General features: G+C 44.8%; 19 protein-coding genes and 1 other RNA gene. 7 read left to right on the forward strand and 13 right to left on the reverse strand.

What is annotated here, in order from left to right:
* Window positions 1-30: 30 nt before the first annotated feature.
* The 6 genes from carB to grpE form a co-directional block, all read right to left on the reverse strand.
* On the reverse strand, window positions 31-3,237 hold the full coding sequence (carB, locus tag A3738_RS10285) for a carbamoyl-phosphate synthase large subunit (protein WP_068478003.1): 3,207 nt from the start codon (window positions 3,235-3,237) through the stop codon (window positions 31-33).
* A gap of 75 nt (window positions 3,238-3,312) precedes the next feature.
* Window positions 3,313-4,443 carry a glutamine-hydrolyzing carbamoyl-phosphate synthase small subunit gene (carA, locus tag A3738_RS10290; protein WP_068478038.1) on the reverse strand — a complete coding sequence of 377 codons (1,131 nt, stop codon included), beginning with the start codon at window positions 4,441-4,443 and terminating at the stop codon, window positions 3,313-3,315.
* Between the two features lie 249 nt (window positions 4,444-4,692).
* Window positions 4,693-5,496, reverse strand: coding sequence for a 4-hydroxy-tetrahydrodipicolinate reductase (gene dapB, locus A3738_RS10300; RefSeq protein WP_068478002.1), 804 nt, complete (start codon window positions 5,494-5,496; stop codon window positions 4,693-4,695).
* A 228-nt stretch (window positions 5,497-5,724) separates the two neighbouring features.
* Complete coding sequence (gene dnaJ, locus A3738_RS10305; protein ID WP_068478001.1) at window positions 5,725-6,858, reverse strand: molecular chaperone DnaJ; 1,134 nt, start codon at window positions 6,856-6,858, stop codon at window positions 5,725-5,727.
* A gap of 132 nt (window positions 6,859-6,990) precedes the next feature.
* Window positions 6,991-8,925, reverse strand: a complete 1,935-nt coding sequence (dnaK, locus tag A3738_RS10310; protein WP_068477995.1) for a molecular chaperone DnaK — start codon at window positions 8,923-8,925, stop codon at window positions 6,991-6,993.
* A gap of 131 nt (window positions 8,926-9,056) precedes the next feature.
* Complete coding sequence (grpE, locus tag A3738_RS10315) at window positions 9,057-9,668, reverse strand: nucleotide exchange factor GrpE (RefSeq protein ID WP_231876611.1); 612 nt, start codon at window positions 9,666-9,668, stop codon at window positions 9,057-9,059.
* 175 nt (window positions 9,669-9,843) lie between these two features.
* Between grpE and recN the strand changes: the two genes are divergently transcribed.
* On the forward strand, window positions 9,844-11,508 hold the full coding sequence (gene recN / locus A3738_RS10320) for a DNA repair protein RecN (RefSeq protein ID WP_068478036.1): 1,665 nt from the start codon (window positions 9,844-9,846) through the stop codon (window positions 11,506-11,508).
* A gap of 20 nt (window positions 11,509-11,528) precedes the next feature.
* On the opposite strand, the gene fur is transcribed toward recN, so the two are convergent.
* On the reverse strand, window positions 11,529-11,933 hold the full coding sequence (fur, locus tag A3738_RS10325; RefSeq protein WP_068477987.1) for a ferric iron uptake transcriptional regulator: 405 nt from the start codon (window positions 11,931-11,933) through the stop codon (window positions 11,529-11,531).
* Between the two features lie 128 nt (window positions 11,934-12,061).
* On the opposite strand from fur, the gene A3738_RS10330 reads away from it, so the two are divergent.
* Entirely contained in the window at window positions 12,062-12,436 is a 375-nt protein-coding gene (locus tag A3738_RS10330) for an outer membrane protein assembly factor BamE (RefSeq protein ID WP_068477985.1), read from the forward strand.
* Here the strand turns inward: A3738_RS10330 and A3738_RS10335 are convergent.
* Complete coding sequence (locus tag A3738_RS10335) at window positions 12,433-12,726, reverse strand: RnfH family protein (protein WP_068476034.1); 294 nt, start codon at window positions 12,724-12,726, stop codon at window positions 12,433-12,435. The genes A3738_RS10330 and A3738_RS10335 overlap by 4 nt on opposite strands.
* A complete protein-coding gene (locus tag A3738_RS10340; RefSeq protein ID WP_068477983.1) occupies window positions 12,716-13,153 on the reverse strand; it encodes a type II toxin-antitoxin system RatA family toxin in 438 nt (145 codons plus the stop codon). The genes A3738_RS10335 and A3738_RS10340 overlap by 11 nt, the downstream gene beginning before the upstream one ends.
* A gap of 146 nt (window positions 13,154-13,299) precedes the next feature.
* Here A3738_RS10340 and smpB point away from each other — a divergent pair, with 146 nt between their 5' ends.
* The 3 genes from smpB to A3738_RS10360 all read left to right on the forward strand — a co-directional run bounded on the left by smpB (window position 13,300) and on the right by A3738_RS10360 (window position 15,112).
* On the forward strand, window positions 13,300-13,782 hold the full coding sequence (smpB, locus tag A3738_RS10345) for an SsrA-binding protein SmpB (protein WP_068476070.1): 483 nt from the start codon (window positions 13,300-13,302) through the stop codon (window positions 13,780-13,782).
* 242 nt (window positions 13,783-14,024) lie between these two features.
* Window positions 14,025-14,411, forward strand: a transfer-messenger RNA (tmRNA) gene (gene ssrA, locus A3738_RS10355).
* Between the two features lie 236 nt (window positions 14,412-14,647).
* Complete coding sequence (locus tag A3738_RS10360; protein WP_068500596.1) at window positions 14,648-15,112, forward strand: hypothetical protein; 465 nt, start codon at window positions 14,648-14,650, stop codon at window positions 15,110-15,112.
* A 104-nt stretch (window positions 15,113-15,216) separates the two neighbouring features.
* On the opposite strand, the gene A3738_RS10365 is transcribed toward A3738_RS10360, so the two are convergent.
* Window positions 15,217-15,480 (reverse strand): DUF3081 family protein, encoded by a 264-nt coding sequence (locus tag A3738_RS10365; protein ID WP_068477973.1) that lies wholly within the window; start codon window positions 15,478-15,480, stop codon window positions 15,217-15,219.
* Window positions 15,481-15,623: 143 nt separating this feature from the next.
* Between A3738_RS10365 and A3738_RS10370 the strand changes: the two genes are divergently transcribed.
* Together A3738_RS10370 and A3738_RS10375 are read left to right on the forward strand one after the other, a co-directional pair.
* Window positions 15,624-16,070 (forward strand): DUF3429 domain-containing protein, encoded by a 447-nt coding sequence (locus A3738_RS10370; protein ID WP_068477597.1) that lies wholly within the window; start codon window positions 15,624-15,626, stop codon window positions 16,068-16,070.
* A gap of 19 nt (window positions 16,071-16,089) precedes the next feature.
* Window positions 16,090-16,407: a DUF6482 family protein gene (locus tag A3738_RS10375; RefSeq protein WP_068477599.1), complete on the forward strand. Its 318-nt coding sequence runs from the start codon at window positions 16,090-16,092 to the stop codon at window positions 16,405-16,407.
* A gap of 32 nt (window positions 16,408-16,439) precedes the next feature.
* Here the strand turns inward: A3738_RS10375 and A3738_RS29895 are convergent, their stop codons facing one another.
* From A3738_RS29895 to A3738_RS10385, 3 genes are all read right to left on the reverse strand, one after another.
* A complete protein-coding gene (locus A3738_RS29895; protein WP_156493473.1) occupies window positions 16,440-16,607 on the reverse strand; it encodes a hypothetical protein in 168 nt (55 codons plus the stop codon).
* Window positions 16,608-16,631: 24 nt separating this feature from the next.
* A complete protein-coding gene (locus A3738_RS10380) occupies window positions 16,632-16,991 on the reverse strand; it encodes a hypothetical protein (RefSeq protein WP_068477972.1) in 360 nt (119 codons plus the stop codon).
* Window positions 16,992-17,116: 125 nt separating this feature from the next.
* Window positions 17,117-17,872, reverse strand: a complete 756-nt coding sequence (locus A3738_RS10385) for a MipA/OmpV family protein (protein WP_068478034.1) — start codon at window positions 17,870-17,872, stop codon at window positions 17,117-17,119.
* Window positions 17,873-17,989 lie beyond the last annotated feature (117 nt).

A 17,989-nucleotide genomic window follows, 5' to 3' on the forward strand; every position in this document is an offset into this window, starting at 1 on the left:
TTATATCCTGCTAATCAGTATAGCCTTGCTTTAGTGCAAATCCTGCAAGCGACGCACTTTTTCATTTGAGCCAAAACGAATCGCACGCGCGATCGCTTCACCACCCCACAAAGTAGTACTGTAAGCAATCTTCTTCTGCAACGCAGATTGACGGATATGCGAAGAGTCTTTGATTGCTTGACGCCCTTCCGTAGTATTGACGATCAAAGAAATATCTTCATTCTTAATTACGTCAACAACGTGTGGACGACCTTCACGCACTTTATTCACAACACTAACTTCCATGCCTGCTTCCTCAATTGCCTGAGCAGTACCACGCGTTGCAACTAAGCTAAAGCCACCCTCAACAAGAAGTTTCGCAAGTTCAACAACACCTTCTTTGTCTACGTCACGAACACTCAAGAATGCCTTACCTGATGCAGGAAGTGTTTCACCTGTCGCGATAAAACCTTTAGCAAACGCCTCATCGAAGGTTTCACCAACACCCATAACTTCGCCCGTAGACTTCATCTCAGGACCAAGGATCGGGTCAACTGCTGGGAACTTCTTAAATGGGAACACTGACTCTTTCACACTGAAGTGCTCTGGGATGATCTCAGTTGTAAAATCTAGCTCTTCTAGAGTTTTGCCCGCCATTACACGTGCTGCAACTTTCGCTAATGAGGTACCAATCGCTTTTGACACGAATGGTACGGTACGTGACGCACGTGGGTTCACTTCGATCACGTAAATTTCACCATCCTGATAAGCGAGCTGAGTATTCATCAAACCGACAACGCCAAGCTCTAAAGCCATCGACTTAACCGCTTCACGCATTTCGTCTTGAACATCTGCAGACAATGTATATGGAGGTAGTGAACAAGCCGAGTCACCAGAGTGAACACCCGCCTGCTCGATGTGCTGCATAATTGCGCCAATCACGACTTGCTTACCATCTGAGATCGCATCGATATCCACTTCGATTGCAGAATTCAAGAAGTGGTCAAGCAAAACAGGGCTATCGTTAGATACTTGAACAGCATCTTTCATGTAACGCACAAGCTCGTCTTCTTTGTAGACGATTTCCATCGCTCGGCCACCAAGTACATAAGATGGACGAACAACCAATGGATAGCCAATTTCATTCGCTGCCACGATACCTTCTTCAAGGCTACGTACTGTCGCGTTATTTGGCTGCTTCAACCCTAAACGCTGAATCATTTGCTGGAAACGCTCACGATCTTCAGCACGGTCAATCGCATCAGGGCTAGTACCGATAATCGGCACACCAGCATCTTCAAGGCCACGCGCAAGCTTAAGTGGTGTTTGACCACCGTAGTGCACGATCACACCTTTCGGTTTTTCTAGTTCGATAATTTCTAGTACGTCTTCAAGCGTAATAGATTCGAAGTACAAACGGTCTGAAGTATCGTAATCCGTTGAAACTGTCTCTGGATTACAGTTGATCATGATCGTTTCATAGCCATCTTCACGCATTGCAAGCGCAGCGTGTACACAACAGTAATCAAACTCAATACCTTGACCAATACGGTTAGGACCACCGCCAATAACAACAATTTTCTCGCGATCAGACGTTTGCGCTTCACACTCTTCTTCATAACTTGAGTACATATACGCTGTGGCAGTCGAGAACTCAGCAGCACAGGTATCAACGCGCTTGTAAACTGGACGGATACCGAAGTCTTGACGAATATTACGAACTTCTTTTTCACTCAAGTCCAACAATGATGCCAAACGGTGATCAGAGAAACCTTTGCGTTTCAATCGACGCACTGCTTCCGAAGTAAGATCAGAGCGAATCATATTTGAAACAACTTGCTCTTCTTCAATGATGTCTTCGATTTGAACCAAGAACCAAGGATCGATACCAGTTAGACCATAAATCTCATCGATGCTCATACCTGCACGGAATGCATCACCCAAATACCAGATACGCTCTGCGCTTGGCGTGCTTAATTCACCACGCAAGGTATCCATTGCATTATCCGAGGCGATATCAAGAATCGGCTCAAATCCATAAGAGCCAACTTCTAAACCACGAATAGCTTTCTGGAATGACTCTTGGAAAGTACGTCCGATCGACATCACCTCACCGACCGACTTCATCTGAGTCGTCAATGTCGCATCCGCTTGTGGGAATTTTTCAAAAGTGAAACGAGGGATCTTCGTTACTACGTAGTCAATTGCAGGCTCAAACGATGCAGGTGTTGCACCGCCAGTAATATCATTTTGAAGCTCATCGAGTGTGTAGCCAACCGCTAACTTCGCAGCAACTTTTGCGATTGGGAAACCAGTCGCTTTAGAAGCAAGCGCAGACGAGCGAGATACACGCGGGTTCATCTCGATAACAACCATACGACCAGTTGTTGGACTGATACCAAACTGTACGTTCGAACCACCCGTTTCAACACCAATTTCACGAAGTACCGCAAGCGATGCGTTACGCATGATTTGGTATTCTTTATCCGTAAGTGTTTGCGCTGGCGCTACAGTAATCGAGTCACCCGTATGAACACCCATTGCATCGAAGTTTTCAATCGAACAAATGATGATGCAGTTGTCCTTCTTATCGCGGACAACTTCCATCTCGTATTCTTTCCAACCGATCAAAGACTCATCAATGAGAAGCTCATTTGTTGGCGACATATCCAAGCCGCGAGCACAGATTTCTTCAAACTCTTCGCGGTTATATGCGATACCGCCTCCGCTACCACCCATGGTAAACGAAGGACGAATAATACATGGAAAGCCTAGCTCGTCGATCAGGCCAACCGCTTCTTCCATACTGTGTGCGATACCAGAACGCGGCGTTTCAAGACCAATCGCTTTCATTGCCTTATCAAAACGATCACGATCTTCTGCTTTATCGATCGTATCAGCGTTAGCACCGATCATCTCAACACCAAACTTGTCAAGCACACCCTCGCGCTCAAGATCTAAAGCACAGTTTAGCGCTGTTTGACCACCCATGGTTGGGAGTAATGCGTCTGGGCGCTCTTGCTCAATAATACGTGCAACCGTTTCCCAAGTAATTGGCTCAATATAAGTTGCATCCGCCATCGCCGGATCAGTCATGATAGTCGCAGGATTGGAATTAACGAGGATCACTCGATAACCTTCTTCGCGAAGTGCCTTACAGGCTTGTGCGCCTGAGTAATCAAATTCACACGCCTGACCGATGACGATCGGGCCCGCTCCAATAATAAGAATACTCTTTATGTCGGTACGCTTTGGCATCTAATTTCGTTCCACTTTTACAATTTGTCTTCGAAAGCGGCTCCCTTAGGAGCCGCTCGATAATTCATATTTTGTTTATTTTGCCGCTTTACGCATTTCAGCAATAAATTGGTCAAATAATGGCGCTACATCATGCGGCCCTGGGCTTGCTTCTGGGTGACCCTGAAAACTATAAGCCGGAGTATCTGTGCGCTTGATACCCTGCAAACTTCCATCAAACAAAGATTTATGTGTTGCTTCGATGTTACTAGGCAACGACTCTTCGTCCACCGCAAAACCATGGTTCTGACTCGTAATCATCACTTCGCCCGTCGCCAAATCTTGAACAGGGTGGTTCGCACCGTGATGACCAAACTTCATCTTGACCGTTTTTGCGCCGCTCGCTAGTGCTAACAACTGATGACCAAGACAAATACCAAACACTGGCTTTTTAGTCTCTAGAATTTCTTGAATCGCAGAAATTGCATAGCCACATGGCTCTGGGTCACCAGGACCATTAGAGAGGAACACCCCATCAGGGTTCAAAGCAAGCACTTCACTTGCAGGAGTTTGTGCTGGAACCACAGTCAATTTACAACCGCGTTCAGCAAGCATACGCAGAATATTGCGCTTCACACCAAAGTCGTAAGCAACTACGTGGAACTCAGAATCTTTTGCTTGCGCATAACCAGAGCTCAAGTCCCATTCTGCTTCAGTCCATTCATAGACTTCTTGATGCGTCACTTCTTTTGCCAAATCCATTCCCTTAAGACCAGGGAATGCTTTTGCTTTTTCTAATGCCAGTTCTTCTGAAATATTATCACCAGCGAGGATACAACCATTCTGGGCGCCCTTCTCGCGCAAAATACGCGTCAAACGACGTGTATCGATATCCGCGATCGCAACAATATTATTTTCAGAGAGATAAACATCTAATGGCTTCTCATTACGCCATGAGCTAGCAAGCAAAGGAAGATTACGAATTACTAGACCAGCTGACCAAATTTGGTCGCTTTCTACATCTTCCTCATTAACACCAGTATTACCGATGTGAGGATAGGTCAAAGTAACAATTTGTTTTGCATATGATGGGTCAGTAAGAATTTCCTGATACCCCGTCATCGCGGTGTTAAAAACAACTTCTCCAGTAGTTTCTCCATCTGCACCGATAGAGATACCCTTGAATATGGAGCCATCTTCAAGAGCTAAAATAGCGGGTTTAGTCAACACCAGTTCCTCGCGCTTGTCCAAGCAGTGTATTTTTCGTATCGAAAGAAACCGTCTTTGGCGGGCTTGAGATGCATTTAGCGAATGCTAGTTGCAAAAAAGCGAGATGAACATTTGCTCATCTCGCTTTTTATAATTCTTTCGCGTTTTTATGTACAACGCCTTATCTCAAGCGGCGGCATTGTACATATTTCACATTTTGTTGTCTATGCGATCAAAGCATTTACTGCACAAAAATTACGCGTCTCATTACTTAAGATTTAAAACATCGCGCATTTCATACAGACCGGGCTCCTGAGAATGCAACCAAGCAGCAGCACGCACCGCACCATTTGCGAACGCCATTCGACTCGATGCCTTGTGTGTAATTTCAACACGCTCTCCATCGCCCAAAAACATCACAGTATGATCACCGACAACATCACCACCGCGAACCGTTGCAAAACCAATCGTTTCTTTATTTCGTGCGCCTGTTTGGCCTTCACGTCCGTAAACAGCTACCTCACGTAGATTGCGGTCTAACCCTTCAGCTACTGATTCACCCATCGCCAAAGCCGTACCAGATGGTGCATCCACTTTATGCTTATGATGCGCTTCGTAAATTTCGACATCATAATCATCGCCTAAAATCTCTGCGGCTTTTTTCAAGAGATTAAGACACATATTCACACCCGTGCTGAAATTCGCAGCTTTACACATCGCGGCGTTCGCCTGATACGACAAAAGCAATTCTTCTTCTTCAGGAGTAAAGCCCGTTGTACCAATCACGATACCCTTGCCGTTCTCAGCACATAGTTTGGCATTTTCTAGCGTGGCATCAGGAGCAGTAAAATCGATCAACACATCAAAATCATCAATCACTTCACTCAAGTGACCCACAACACTAACGCCATTTTTACCAATCCCAGACAACTCACCTGCATCGGCACCAATCACACTACTGTCTGGCAAAACAATCGCTGCGCTTAATTCTGCTTCTGCTGATTGATGAACAGCTTCAATCAACATTTTACCCATGCGGCCAATCGCACCTGTTACTGCAATGCGTACCATTGCTTTACCCTCTTTTTTAAATGAAAAATTCCCGCTCAAAGGCGGGAATTATAAATAGCTTAATTACTAACCAAACTCTATACAGTAAAAACTCGGCACACACCTGGATAGATATTTTTGCATCAAGCGAGGCGAAAGTGCACGGAAAAGCTGAGCTTACACGAAGTAAGTGAGCATTTGAGTACACTGTTAACAAAGCTTGAGGTGAAAATAGCATGCAGTCCTGCACTAAAGCTTCATGTCGTCAAAGAAGCTTTTAACCCCCTCAAACCAAGAATGCTTCTGGGGCGCATGTTTCTTCGACCCACTTTCAAGAGTCTCTTGAAACTCTTTCAACAACTCTTTTTGCTTTTTAGTCAGATTTACTGGCGTTTCTACCGCGACACGACACATCAAATCTCCAACAGCTCCACCACGAACAGGCTTCACACCCTTACCGCGTAAACGGAACATCTTACCGCTTTGCGTTTCAGCAGGGATTTTCAGTTTGACGCGGCCATCAAGTGTTGGCACTTCCAGCTCACCACCCAACGCTGCATCCACGACACTGATTGGCACATCACAATACAAGTTTGCACCGTCACGAACAAAAATAGGATGCTCTTTAACCGAAACCTGAACATAAAGATCTCCGGCTGGGCCACCCATTGCACCCGCTTCACCCTCTCCAGCCAAACGAATACGATCACCCGTATCAACGCCCGCTGGCACTTTCACTGAAAGCGTTTTATTCTCTTCTTGCACGCCTGTGCCATGACAAGCACGACAAGGATCTTTAATAATTTGCCCGCGACCATGACACGTTGGGCAGGTTTGCTGAACGCTGAAAAAGCCTTGCTGCATACGCACTTGACCCTGACCATGACAAGTACCACAGGTCTCAGGCTGCGTGCCTTTTTTCGCACCAGAGCCTTTACAAACATTACAAGTCACTTGAGTCGGAACACGGATCTTGACCGATTTACCGCGTACCGCATCTTCTAGATCTAGTTCGAGATTATATCGAAGGTCTGCACCACGCGAACTTCTTTGGCCACCGCGACCACCGCCGCCACCAAAAATGTCACCGAATACATCACCAAAGATATCGCTAAAGTTTCCACCACCGAAACCACCAGCACCGCCACCAGCGTTCGGATCTACACCAGCGTGACCATATTGGTCATACGCGGCTTTCTTCTGATCGTCAGACAGAACCTCGTAGGCCTCAGTCGCTTCTTTAAACTGTACCTCTGCTTCTGCATCATCCGGATTTCGGTCTGGGTGATACTTCATCGCCAAACGACGATACGCTTTTTTAATTTCTTTGGCGTCAGCAGATTTGTCGACACCTAAAACTTCGTAGAAATCTCTTTTAGACATTACTTATTACCTGTCTTATCGACATTACTCCTCAAATAAAATCTGAGAAGCCTAGATACGATAACGCGGAAGAACTAGCTCCCGCGTTATAAAGAGCGAGCATCTAAAACACTCGCTATTCAAAAAGCAAACTTACTTTTTGTCGTCTTTTACTTCTTCAAACTCAGCATCAACTACATCGTCGCCAGCATTTGATTGCGCTTTCGCTTCTGCCTCTGGACCCGCCGCTGCACCTTCTGCTTGAGCCGCTTGCTCAGCATAAAGCTTTTGAGCAAGGCCTGATGACGCTTCAGTTAACGCTTGAGTCTTCGCTTCGATCACGTCTTTGTCATCACCTTTCAGTGCTTCTTCAAGATCAGCAATCGCTGCTTCAATTGCAGTTTTCTCTTCTGCAGTCGCCTTATCGCCAGCTTCTTCCAAAGTTTTCTTGGTTGCATGAACCATTTGATCACCTTGGTTACGCGCTGTCACAAGCTCTTCGAACTTGCGATCCGCTTCAGCATTCGCTTCAGCATCGTTAACCATGTTCTCGATCTCATCATCAGAAAGACCAGAAGACGCTTTGATCACGATAGACTGCTCTTTTCCTGTCGCTTTATCTTTCGCAGACACATTCAAAATACCGTTTGCATCAATATCGAAAGTTACTTCAATTTGAGGCATGCCACGTGCTGCTGGTGGAATATCCGCCAAATCAAAACGACCAAGCGATTTGTTCTGAGCAGCTTGCTTACGCTCACCCTGAACAACGTGAATCGTTACTGCCGACTGATTATCTTCTGCTGTTGAGAACACTTGCGACTTCTTGGTAGGAATCGTTGTGTTTTTCTCAATCAATGGAGTAGCAACACCACCCATTGTTTCGATACCTAGCGTCAAAGGCGTTACGTCTAGAAGAAGAACGTCTGTCACGTCACCAGCTAGAACCGCCGCTTGAATCGCCGCACCCATTGCAACTGCTTCATCAGGGTTTACATCACGACGTGGCTCTTTACCGAAGAACTCTTGTACTTTCTCTTGAACAAGAGGCATACGTGTTTGACCACCGACCAAGATGACGTCATCAATTTCGCTTGTGCTCAAACCTGCATCATTCAATGCTGTTTTACATGGAGCAAGACTGCGAACAACCAACTCTTCTACCAACGACTCCAACTTAGAACGCGTCAACTTCACGTTTAAGTGCTTAGGACCTGTTGCATCAGCAGTGATGTATGGCAGATTTACATCCGTTTGTTGTGCACTTGAAAGCTCAACCTTTGCTTTCTCTGCAGCTTCTTTCAAACGCTGCATTGCAAGTGGGTCACCCGTTAAATCCATACCTTGATCTTTCTTGAACTCTTCAGCCAAATAGTCGATCAATGCCATATCAAAGTCTTCACCACCTAGGAATGTGTCACCATTGGTCGCTAGTACTTCAAACTGCTTTTCACCATCAACATCTGCGATTTCGATAATCGAAATATCGAAAGTACCACCACCAAGGTCATACACAGCAATCGTAGAATCACCTTGGCTCTTATCTAGGCCGTAAGCAAGTGCTGCTGCAGTTGGCTCGTTGATAATACGCTTAACATCAAGACCAGCGATTTTACCTGCATCTTTTGTTGCCTGACGCTGAGAGTCATTGAAGTATGCTGGAACAGTGATAACTGCTTCAGTAATGTCTTCACCTAAGTAATCTTCTGCAGTCTTCTTCATCTTTTTCAAGATTTCAGCAGATATCTGAGGTGGAGCCTTCTTCTCGCCTTTTACCTCAACCCATGCATCACCATTGTCTGCTTTAACGATGTTGTATGGCACCATATTGATGTCTTTCTGTACTACGTCTGAATCGAATGTACGACCAATCAAACGCTTAATTGCGAATAAAGTATTAGCAGGATTAGTAACTGCCTGACGCTTCGCTGGCTGACCAACTAATGTTTCGTTATCGTCAGCAAATGCAATGATAGATGGGGTAGTACGATCACCCTCTGCGTTTTCGATAACTTTTGCCTGATCACCATCCAATACAGATACACAAGAGTTTGTAGTACCTAAGTCGATTCCAATGATTTTTCCCATTGCTTCTCTCCACTCTAAATTCTGTTAAAGGCGCTCGCCTTTGTATAAGCTTTGATCTTTATGTTTGGCCTTTTTTTTAGTTTTCAAGGACCAAATTTAATTTTTAAACGTAAACTTTTGCTGACGTAAATTTACTGCGCAACAACAACCATTGCCGGACGAATTAATCGTCCATTCAAGGTATAACCTTTCTGCATTGCCGCGATCACTGTGTTTGACTCCGCATCAGGTGCTGGAACCATGCTCATCGCCTCATGCAATGCTGGATCAAATGGCTTCCCAATGGGGTCAACCTGCTCAACGCCAAACTTGGCAATTCCGCTCAGCATGATCGTCAAAGTCATCTCGACACCTTCTCGAAGTGGTGTCATCTCATTTTCTGCAGCTTGTTCAGCTTCAATCGCTTTTTCTAAGCCATCGATCACTGGCAAAAGCTCTTTCGCGAACTTCTCTAGCGCGAACTTGTGTGCTTTCTCAACATCTTGCTCTGCACGACGGCGAACATTTTGAGCCTCAGCTTGCGCACGCACTGCAGCATCTTTTAATGCACCAAGTTCGGCAGCTAATTGCTCTGCTTTAGCTTGCCAATTTTCACCTTCTTGATTTGCTTCTGTAGATTCTTCAACTACTTCAGCTTCAGGCGCATCATTCACTAACTCTTCTTCTGGAGTCTCGGTTTGCGCATTATCTTGATTGTTTTCTTCAACACTCACGTGCATTCCCTCAAATACAAACTTAGTCAATCTGTTGAGCTGCTTAGCTCAGTTGGTTCACGAAGTGGGGGCGAGAATATGTTTTTCAAGTAAAAAAGTACGGATGCAAACAAACTTTTCTATTTTTTCTCTTCCCAAACCTTTGCCATCCTACTTAGCCAGTATTACACTGTTTATAAATACAGTAATTTTGAAAGCGCCGACTATGCTTAACCAACTCAGTATTCGTAACTTCGCAATCGCCAGTGAACTAGAAATTGACTTCAATTCGGGAATGACCGTCATGACCGGTGAGACGGGTGCAGGTAAATCGATATTGCTCGACGCACTTGGGCTTACACTGGGTGATAGAGCCGACTCAAGTATGGTGCGGCACGGACAAGCCAAAGCAGAAATATGCGCAAGCTTCGATATTCGCCACATCAGCGCAGCAAAGCAGTGGTTAACACAACACGACCTTGATAATGAAGACGAATGCATTTTACGCCGCGTTATCACTGCCGAAGGTCGATCTCGTGCGTATATCAATGGTCAGCCAAGCCCATTAAGCGACATCAAAGCACTTGGCGAACAAATAATTGATATACATAGCCAACACGAGCATCAAAGCTTACTAGTCAAAGATAAGCACCGGGTACTTCTCGATGATTATGCAGGCAATGAAACGCTTGTTAAGGAAGTAAAAGAGAGTTATCAAGCATGGCAAAAGAAAGCTCGCCAGCTAGACATGCTGATAAACAACCAAGAAGAAACCCAAGCGCGCTTACAAGTACTCAACTTTCAAGTCGACGAATTTGAAAAGCTAGCACTCCAAGACGGCGAACTTGAACAACTTGAGCAAGAGCAAAGCAAACTTGCCAATGCTGAAGTGCTACTTGCGGGTGCGCATGAATCTATAGCTGCAAGCAGTAATGATGAGCATGGAGCACTATCACTCCTTCAGCGCGCCAAGCATGCCTTAAGCTCACTGCCTGCTGAAGAATCTAGCATTAGCGAAGCGCTAGATTTATTCGAAGAAGCTAGTATTCAAATTGAGGAAGCGACTAATACACTTCGCCACTTTGTCGGAGGCTTTGAGCTAGACCCTAACCGATTAAACTTTATAGACGAACGCTTAGGTCAAGCCTATCAACTCGCGCGCAAACATCGCTGCCAACCAGATGAACTCAACGACGTTCATCTTCGATTAGCGCAAGAGCTCGAAGCCTTAACGGGTGGCGACCAAGACCTTGATAGCCTTGAACAAGAGGCTGAGTCTCTTAAAAACATATACATTCAACATTCCAACACACTTAGCAAACATCGACAAAAGCACGCAAAAGAACTCGAAAGCCAAGTCGCTGAGCAATTAAAGCTGATGTCGATGCAAAATGTCGTGTTTGCTACGCAATGCGACGCCTTAGACATGAGCAATGCAAGCGCAAACGGTTTAGATGATATCGAATTTCTTATTAGCACGAACCCCGGCCAACCACCAAGACCTCTTGCCAAGGTCGCCTCAGGCGGTGAACTATCAAGAATCAGTTTAGCGATTCAAGTTGTTCTCGCTCAGCGTTCAGCTGTTCCAAGTATGGTATTTGATGAAGTAGATGTTGGGATCGGCGGCGGTACAGCTGAAGTTGTAGGAAAGTTACTAAAAGAGCTTGGGCAAACAGGCCAAGTCATTTGCATCACTCACCAACCTCAAGTCGCCTCGCAAGGTGACCGCCATCTTCGCATTAGTAAATCAATCATTGATGGAACAATGCACTCAGCGGTTGAGCCATTAAATAACGCAGAAAGAACAGATGAAGTAGCAAGAATGTTAGGCGGGATAGATATTACTGAGCAAACTAAAGCGCATGCGAAAGAAATGCTAGGGCTCAACTAACCCCAGCATTACAAGATTTATTATTTCTTCTTACGAACGTACAAGGTCAAACTATGATCAACTAATTCATAGCCGTATTTCTCGGCAATTTCGTGCTGACGTTTTTCAATAATTTCATCATAAAATTCAACAACTTCACCAGACTCAGCATCAACCATATGATCATGATGCTCTTCACTCGCCAACTCAAAAACAGCATGGCCACCTTCAAAATTATTGCGCTGCACTAAACCTGCCGCTTCAAACTGAGTCAGTACGCGATACACCGTTGCCAAACCTACATCATCACCTGATTCTAGAAGTGCCTTATACACATCTTCAGCACTCATATGCTTACCATCAGAAGCTTCTAAGAGACCCAACACTTTAAGGCGTGGAACAGTTACTTTTAATCCGGCTTTTTTTAAATCAGTATTTTCAGGCATAACTTACTCTTTATTATGATGTATATAGGCGCACATCCCTTAAATCAGTTAAGATGCGCTCCGCAGACAAAATCAACGGCAGTAAACTCAAAACGAATGCTGCAAACAATAGTGGAATTAAGAACTAGATGCAAAACAAGTCTTCCCGTTTTACTAAGATTTCAAATAAGAACTTGGGCGCAATCATCACCGCTGTATTTCTTACATTAACCCTCGGCGCATGTGCCTTCCCAGGCGTATATAAAATCAACGTTCAGCAGGGCAACATTATCACGCAAGACATGCTGAGCCAGCTACAAACAGGAATGACCAGACGTCAGATTCACTTTGTACTAGGAACCCCAATTGCCCGTAACGTATTTAGCGACAAGTACGAAAGTTATATCTATTCATATCAACCTGCTGATGGTGAACTACAACAGCAGGTGATCAACGTGTATTACCAAAATGGAGTGTTTACCCACTATGAGGGAGAACCCCTCGAAGAACACTCTGCTTACTAAGCTTTTGGCTTCTTAGCACGATTCAAACGCGCTTGCTTAGGATCAATAATCAGAGGGCGATAAAGTTCAATGCGATCGCCCTCTCTCAAGGTCTCTTCTTTTGGCTTCTTAACTGCTTTACCGAAGATCCCCATATCAATTTCATCGTAATTTATTTCAGGGAAAAACTTCTCTAAACCAGAATGTGTTGCGGCATCAAACACAGTCGTACCCGCATCCACTTCCAACTCAACTATTTTCTGAAGATCGGGGCGCGCATATGCCACCTCAATGCGAAGCTTACTTTCCATATACCACCTTTGCGCGTTCACAGAACGCATCAACCATCGTGTTTGCGGCTTGATTAAACACAGGACCAAACGCCAGTTTAGCTACGCCCTGCTTCAACTCGAACTCTAGATCTAATTCAACCTTACAGGCATCTTCACGCAACGCTGTAAAATGCCAATCACCTTTGAGCTTTTTAAATGGGCCATCTTCTAAACGCATCGATATTTTTTCATGCGCAACGAGCTCATTCCGCGTAGTAAAAGATTGCCTCATCCCACCCTTACTCACATCCAAACTTGCACGCATCTGTGTAAAGTCCGCTTCAAGAACAGTCGCACCCGAACACCACGGCAAAAAAGAAGGATAAGAAGCCACATCATTTACAAGGTCATACATTTGCTGAGCAGAAAACATGACCAGCGCGGAGCGATTTATTTTTAAAGACATAAAACCCAGCCCAATTAATTGGCGCGTATTGTAACCGCCTTCTCATCTGCACTCTAGCGCTTCTGCGAATGCGCGATAAATTCTGTAGCAAGACCAGAACTTGTAATATACTTCCCGTTTTTCACAGACACTCCAGCAGTAATTTCATGGCCGGCAAGAAAAAACCAAAGCAACAAAGCAATACCATCGCGTTGAATAAACGCGCCAAGCACGACTTTCATATTCAAGAAAAATTTGAAGCTGGCGTTGCGCTTACAGGATGGGAAGTGAAAAGCTTACGTGAAGGCAAAGGCCAGCTTACAGACTCGCACGTATTCTTGAAAGACGGGGAAGCATGGCTACTTAACGCACACATTACGCCACTTATTTCTGCAAGCACTCACGTCATCGCAGAGCCAACTCGCCAACGAAAACTGCTGCTTCACAAAAAAGAAATTGCCAAAATTAATGCAAAGATAAGCCAAGCAGGCCACGCATGTGTTGCCCTAGCCCTTTACTGGAAAAACAACAAAGTAAAGTGCGAAATTGCATTGGCCAAAGGTAAAAAAGAATTCGATAAACGCGCGACCGAAAAAGATCGCGACTGGAATCGTCAAAAAGCTCGCGTTGTTCGCGAGCATGCGAAGTAACTAATATTTTTTGACTTTGGGCTTGCTACTCATGGTTTCAAGAGTATGATTGCCCAACTAGCGTTTCACCAACGCTTAAAGGTTTCAATAAGTTTCGGAATGATATGGGCCACAGGCCGATTTCTTCCAGAAATTGAAAATCAAATTGTTGATTTTCAAAGGCATGAGCGACAGCAGCATCTTGCTGCTGGCCGGGACTCGACGCAGTCGAAGCCAAACGCTTAAAGGTTTCAATAAGTTTCGGGGATGATATGGCTTCGACGCTGGTAACGAAACCAGAGGTGCATGCCGAGTGTACAGTGGCACTCGTACTCCAATCGCTGTAATCAATAGTTGCAAATGATGACAACTACGGTGCTGCTCTAGCTGCGTAAGCAGTTAAAAAAGCACTTTTAGGGGTACGCCCCTAACGGTCTGTAACAAGGTGCCTGTACCGCGATACCGACTGTCACTCAGAACAGGACCGCACCACGGCATACTCGGGGTCGTGCTGCTAAATTTTACTGAGTTCGCCAACCACGTCCTGCCCGTTGGGCTGTGGAAGGTTAAACTAATTAACGGAATCTAAGCATGTAGAGCCGATGGCAGAGTGCTGACGGACGCGGGTTCGACCCCCGCCATCTCCACCAAACAAGCATAAGCCCCTGTATCCACGGGGGTTGAGCTTCCCTCAAGTCAGAATGTCACACAAGCTGTCACACAGCTAGGACGTTTGACTATGCAACTGCCCTACACTATCGTGCGCCACGGAGCGCTCTACTACAATCGACGCCTACACTCTGGCTTCCTTCGATTATCCCTTCGCACCTCTTGCGAGCGAGCAGCTCTCCGCTATGTAGTCCTATTAAATGAGTTAGTGGATAGAATGACCGTAAGACGAGCAAAACTAAAAGAAATACGCCAAGCCGCTAGAGTCTGGCTTGAACGCAATATCGAACATAACACCGTAACAGAGGCACCTAAGGCACCAGCAGAAAACACACATGACTTAGAGGTTGTGGGGTTAGAACGGGAGGATAAGAGCGCTAGCATCAAGGACTCGCAAGACATCGTCGATGAACGCCAGCACGAAATGATGTTCAGCAGCGACTGTAAATACTTGAATCAGGAATTCACACTCCAAGTAACCCTAGAAGAGAATAAGGTCTTAGCATACTACCATGCCCAAGCTAACGTAGCATTCCATAAACACAGACTTGAGCCGACCGCCGACTTCGCAGCAATACCACCAATAAGCGAACGCGCGGCATCAGAGCTAATAAGCAGCCTAATTGAGAAGTATCTCAAAGAGAAGAAAAGAGAAGTCGCAGCTCAGAATTACGGAGAATAGCTGCAATTACGTGAACAATTACTATGGTGATCAGATCTGCGCTAGTTGCAAATAAGTTTGGGGGTTCGAAGGTGCCTCTTGTCTTCGAACCCTTATTTCAGTTCTCAAGCGGCATCAGTTTTTGCGATCTTGCACGCTAAGTCGTACAGCTCTTCAAGCTCAATATTATTACGATAATTAGCCTGAAACTTGTTATGAAAAAAAACACTGATACTAGCCTTGGGCGTGCTTAGAACAAACGTATAACCATCAAAACTCATTTCAAGCGTTAGACCAGAATAGAAGTACCGGCCGCTCTTCTGCTCGCCGTGCTGTCTAACTTTTTCTGCAGCTAGTAAGAGTTTTCTTACCTCAATACGGTTTTCCACTGCGACTCTCCAATTAAGCATTCCATTAAGCTACTTAGGAAGGGCTCAAATGGATTCAAGACCAAAGCACGTTATACATATATAAAGTAATCGGCTGTGTTTTTACTCTCGTAGGTTTTATTGAAAAAAACAGAGTAAGATCGATGAGTAACCACGCACGCATTCAAACATTTGGCTTCGCAGGCCTGATCCCATTCATAGGCTTCAGCCTTACGATTTGGTTCGTCCCTCAAGAATCAGCAGACTCCCTGCTCGATTTCTTCCTGTCTTACTCCGTTGTCATTCTGTCTTTTTTAGCAGGTTTACTTTGGGCAATACCCGTCGTGATCGGCTCGAACTTGCGCCAGAACGGCATACTTCTCAATACGGGCATCGTTTTTAGTTTATTAGCATGGGCTAGCACAATTTTTAAACCCGCCTTACAGAGTGCGATCTTGGGCCTCAGTTTTATTGCCTTACGCTCTGTCGAGAAGAAGTTTTGCGATCATTTGTACGAAACCATGTTCGCGGTTTTGCGAGACAGACTAACAATCGTCGTCACCTTGGCACACTTATCAGCGTTCTCTTACGCCGTATTCTTAGGTTATTAAACTAGATAGGAAAATGACTATGAAGATTTCATACGAAGAGCTCGGACAATTAGAGCCCATTGAAAAAGTGATCATTCAATCAGTTGATTTGTCGCTTTATAGGGTGATGATTGAGCATCAAGGAGAGACTTATTACTTGGTCGATGGTAGTCAAATACAAACTTACCGAAGCCTTCAAGCCGCCAAAACAGCACTTAGCTTGCTGCGAATCATAAAGCTAGTGCTGCGGCACACGAGCGCCTATGACGAAATGATCGGACACCCTGAAAAGGGCTCTAACCTAATGGAGATTAAATTAGAGCACCTACACTTCGACACGCAGTCACGGGCTAATTAACAGTCTCTAAATAAACAAGGTGATAGCTATGATCAAATGCTTGCTCCCCGGATAACTTGTTCGTTGATTAGCCAAGGTTGCATACGCTCATCTTCCAATAGCTTCACTTTGAACAAGTTATAATCCACACTCTCCATTTCAATCACCGAAAATGAACTACGTGTGCCACCACTAGATGTCTCTTGGAATAGCGTTGTCATGTACGGAAAAACAGTAACTTCACCTTATTTTACCTCAAACTCTATATTTAAGGGGTAGCCGTCGTCATTGGCGGAGGTTGATCGCCAACGAGACGCCATCTTAAATTTCATCGCACCAACTTCGTAGCGCCCTGGAGGCAAATCATTAATCGCAATATATGCATCAGAACTATTTGAGAACCATACATCGAAATTAATATCACTCGTTTCACCCAGAGATCGAACATCAAACTTCCACGTTCGACTCCAAGATTCCATTGAGGAGTTTTCATGTGATTTGGGGATAACTAGCAGCGTGCTATTTTGATCATACGGTGCAATTTGAATACTGCTACACGCAGACAGAGAGAGGATGAAAAATACAAAAACCAAACAGCGATACATCTTGGATTTTCCCGATCATTATAATTTTTTGTCGTTAGCTACACAGTTAGCTGTGTAGCCAGCTCGGTATTAAGCTATCTCAAGATGATGTTACATATTAATATTCGATTCAAATAAACAATTATTTAGAAGAATCGAGTATAAGCAAAGCGGATATTGTATCCCTCGGTTTGATCTACAATGGGGCTATCGGTAATTGAATTTGAGTACCAAATATATCCCAGATCTAGGCGCGTAAAACCACCAAATAATATGGGGGTAGAGAAGTTTAAATCGGCACGATAATTCCAACCCGATCGCCCTTCATAACGCCCACGCTCAAGCGTCGCTTCGTTCTGCTCAACACCATAATAGTAATCGACAAGCTTTTGGTTTAGGTAATGAGCAGATACTTCCGGTACAAAGAAGAACGGGCCTTTATTGAATTGTCTTGATAACTGAATACTCGTCTCTGAGCCTTTATGGTGAGATAAGGTGTCGTGCATATATTCTAATTCGAGGCGGGCAATATCTTCTCGCTGCAAGCCCAAACTAAAACCTCCATCTAGTGAACGATCGCGGTCTTTCATACCCTTTAAAAAATCACTGTCGTCCGCGTCGTAACCATCAAACCTAACTGCGAGCTTAGCGTTTGCATCAAATGGGCCGTTCTCATACAGCTCATAACTGACAAAAGGCCCAAGTAAATTAAAACGCTCACCAATATATCCAATACCCGGAATTGGAATGACACGATTACCATCGCCCTTGTAGATACTTTCCGAAAACCCTACACCAATGCCATAAAACCAGCCTTCAGGCTTCGGGCGCTTACCCTCTAATTCAGCAAATGCTGGCAGAGATAAAATTAAAGAGCTAAGCAAGGTAAACACTAGACGCATAAACGATGTTCCATTGAGAAAGAAGTTTGAGAGCATTTTTATACTCTGAGAATTGAAAAAGCGATTCACGCATTCGTTATTATCTCGCGCTCTTTTTTGTATTCCGAGATCGGGTTA

It is taken from the genome of Oleiphilus sp. HI0066 (assembly GCF_001635725.1).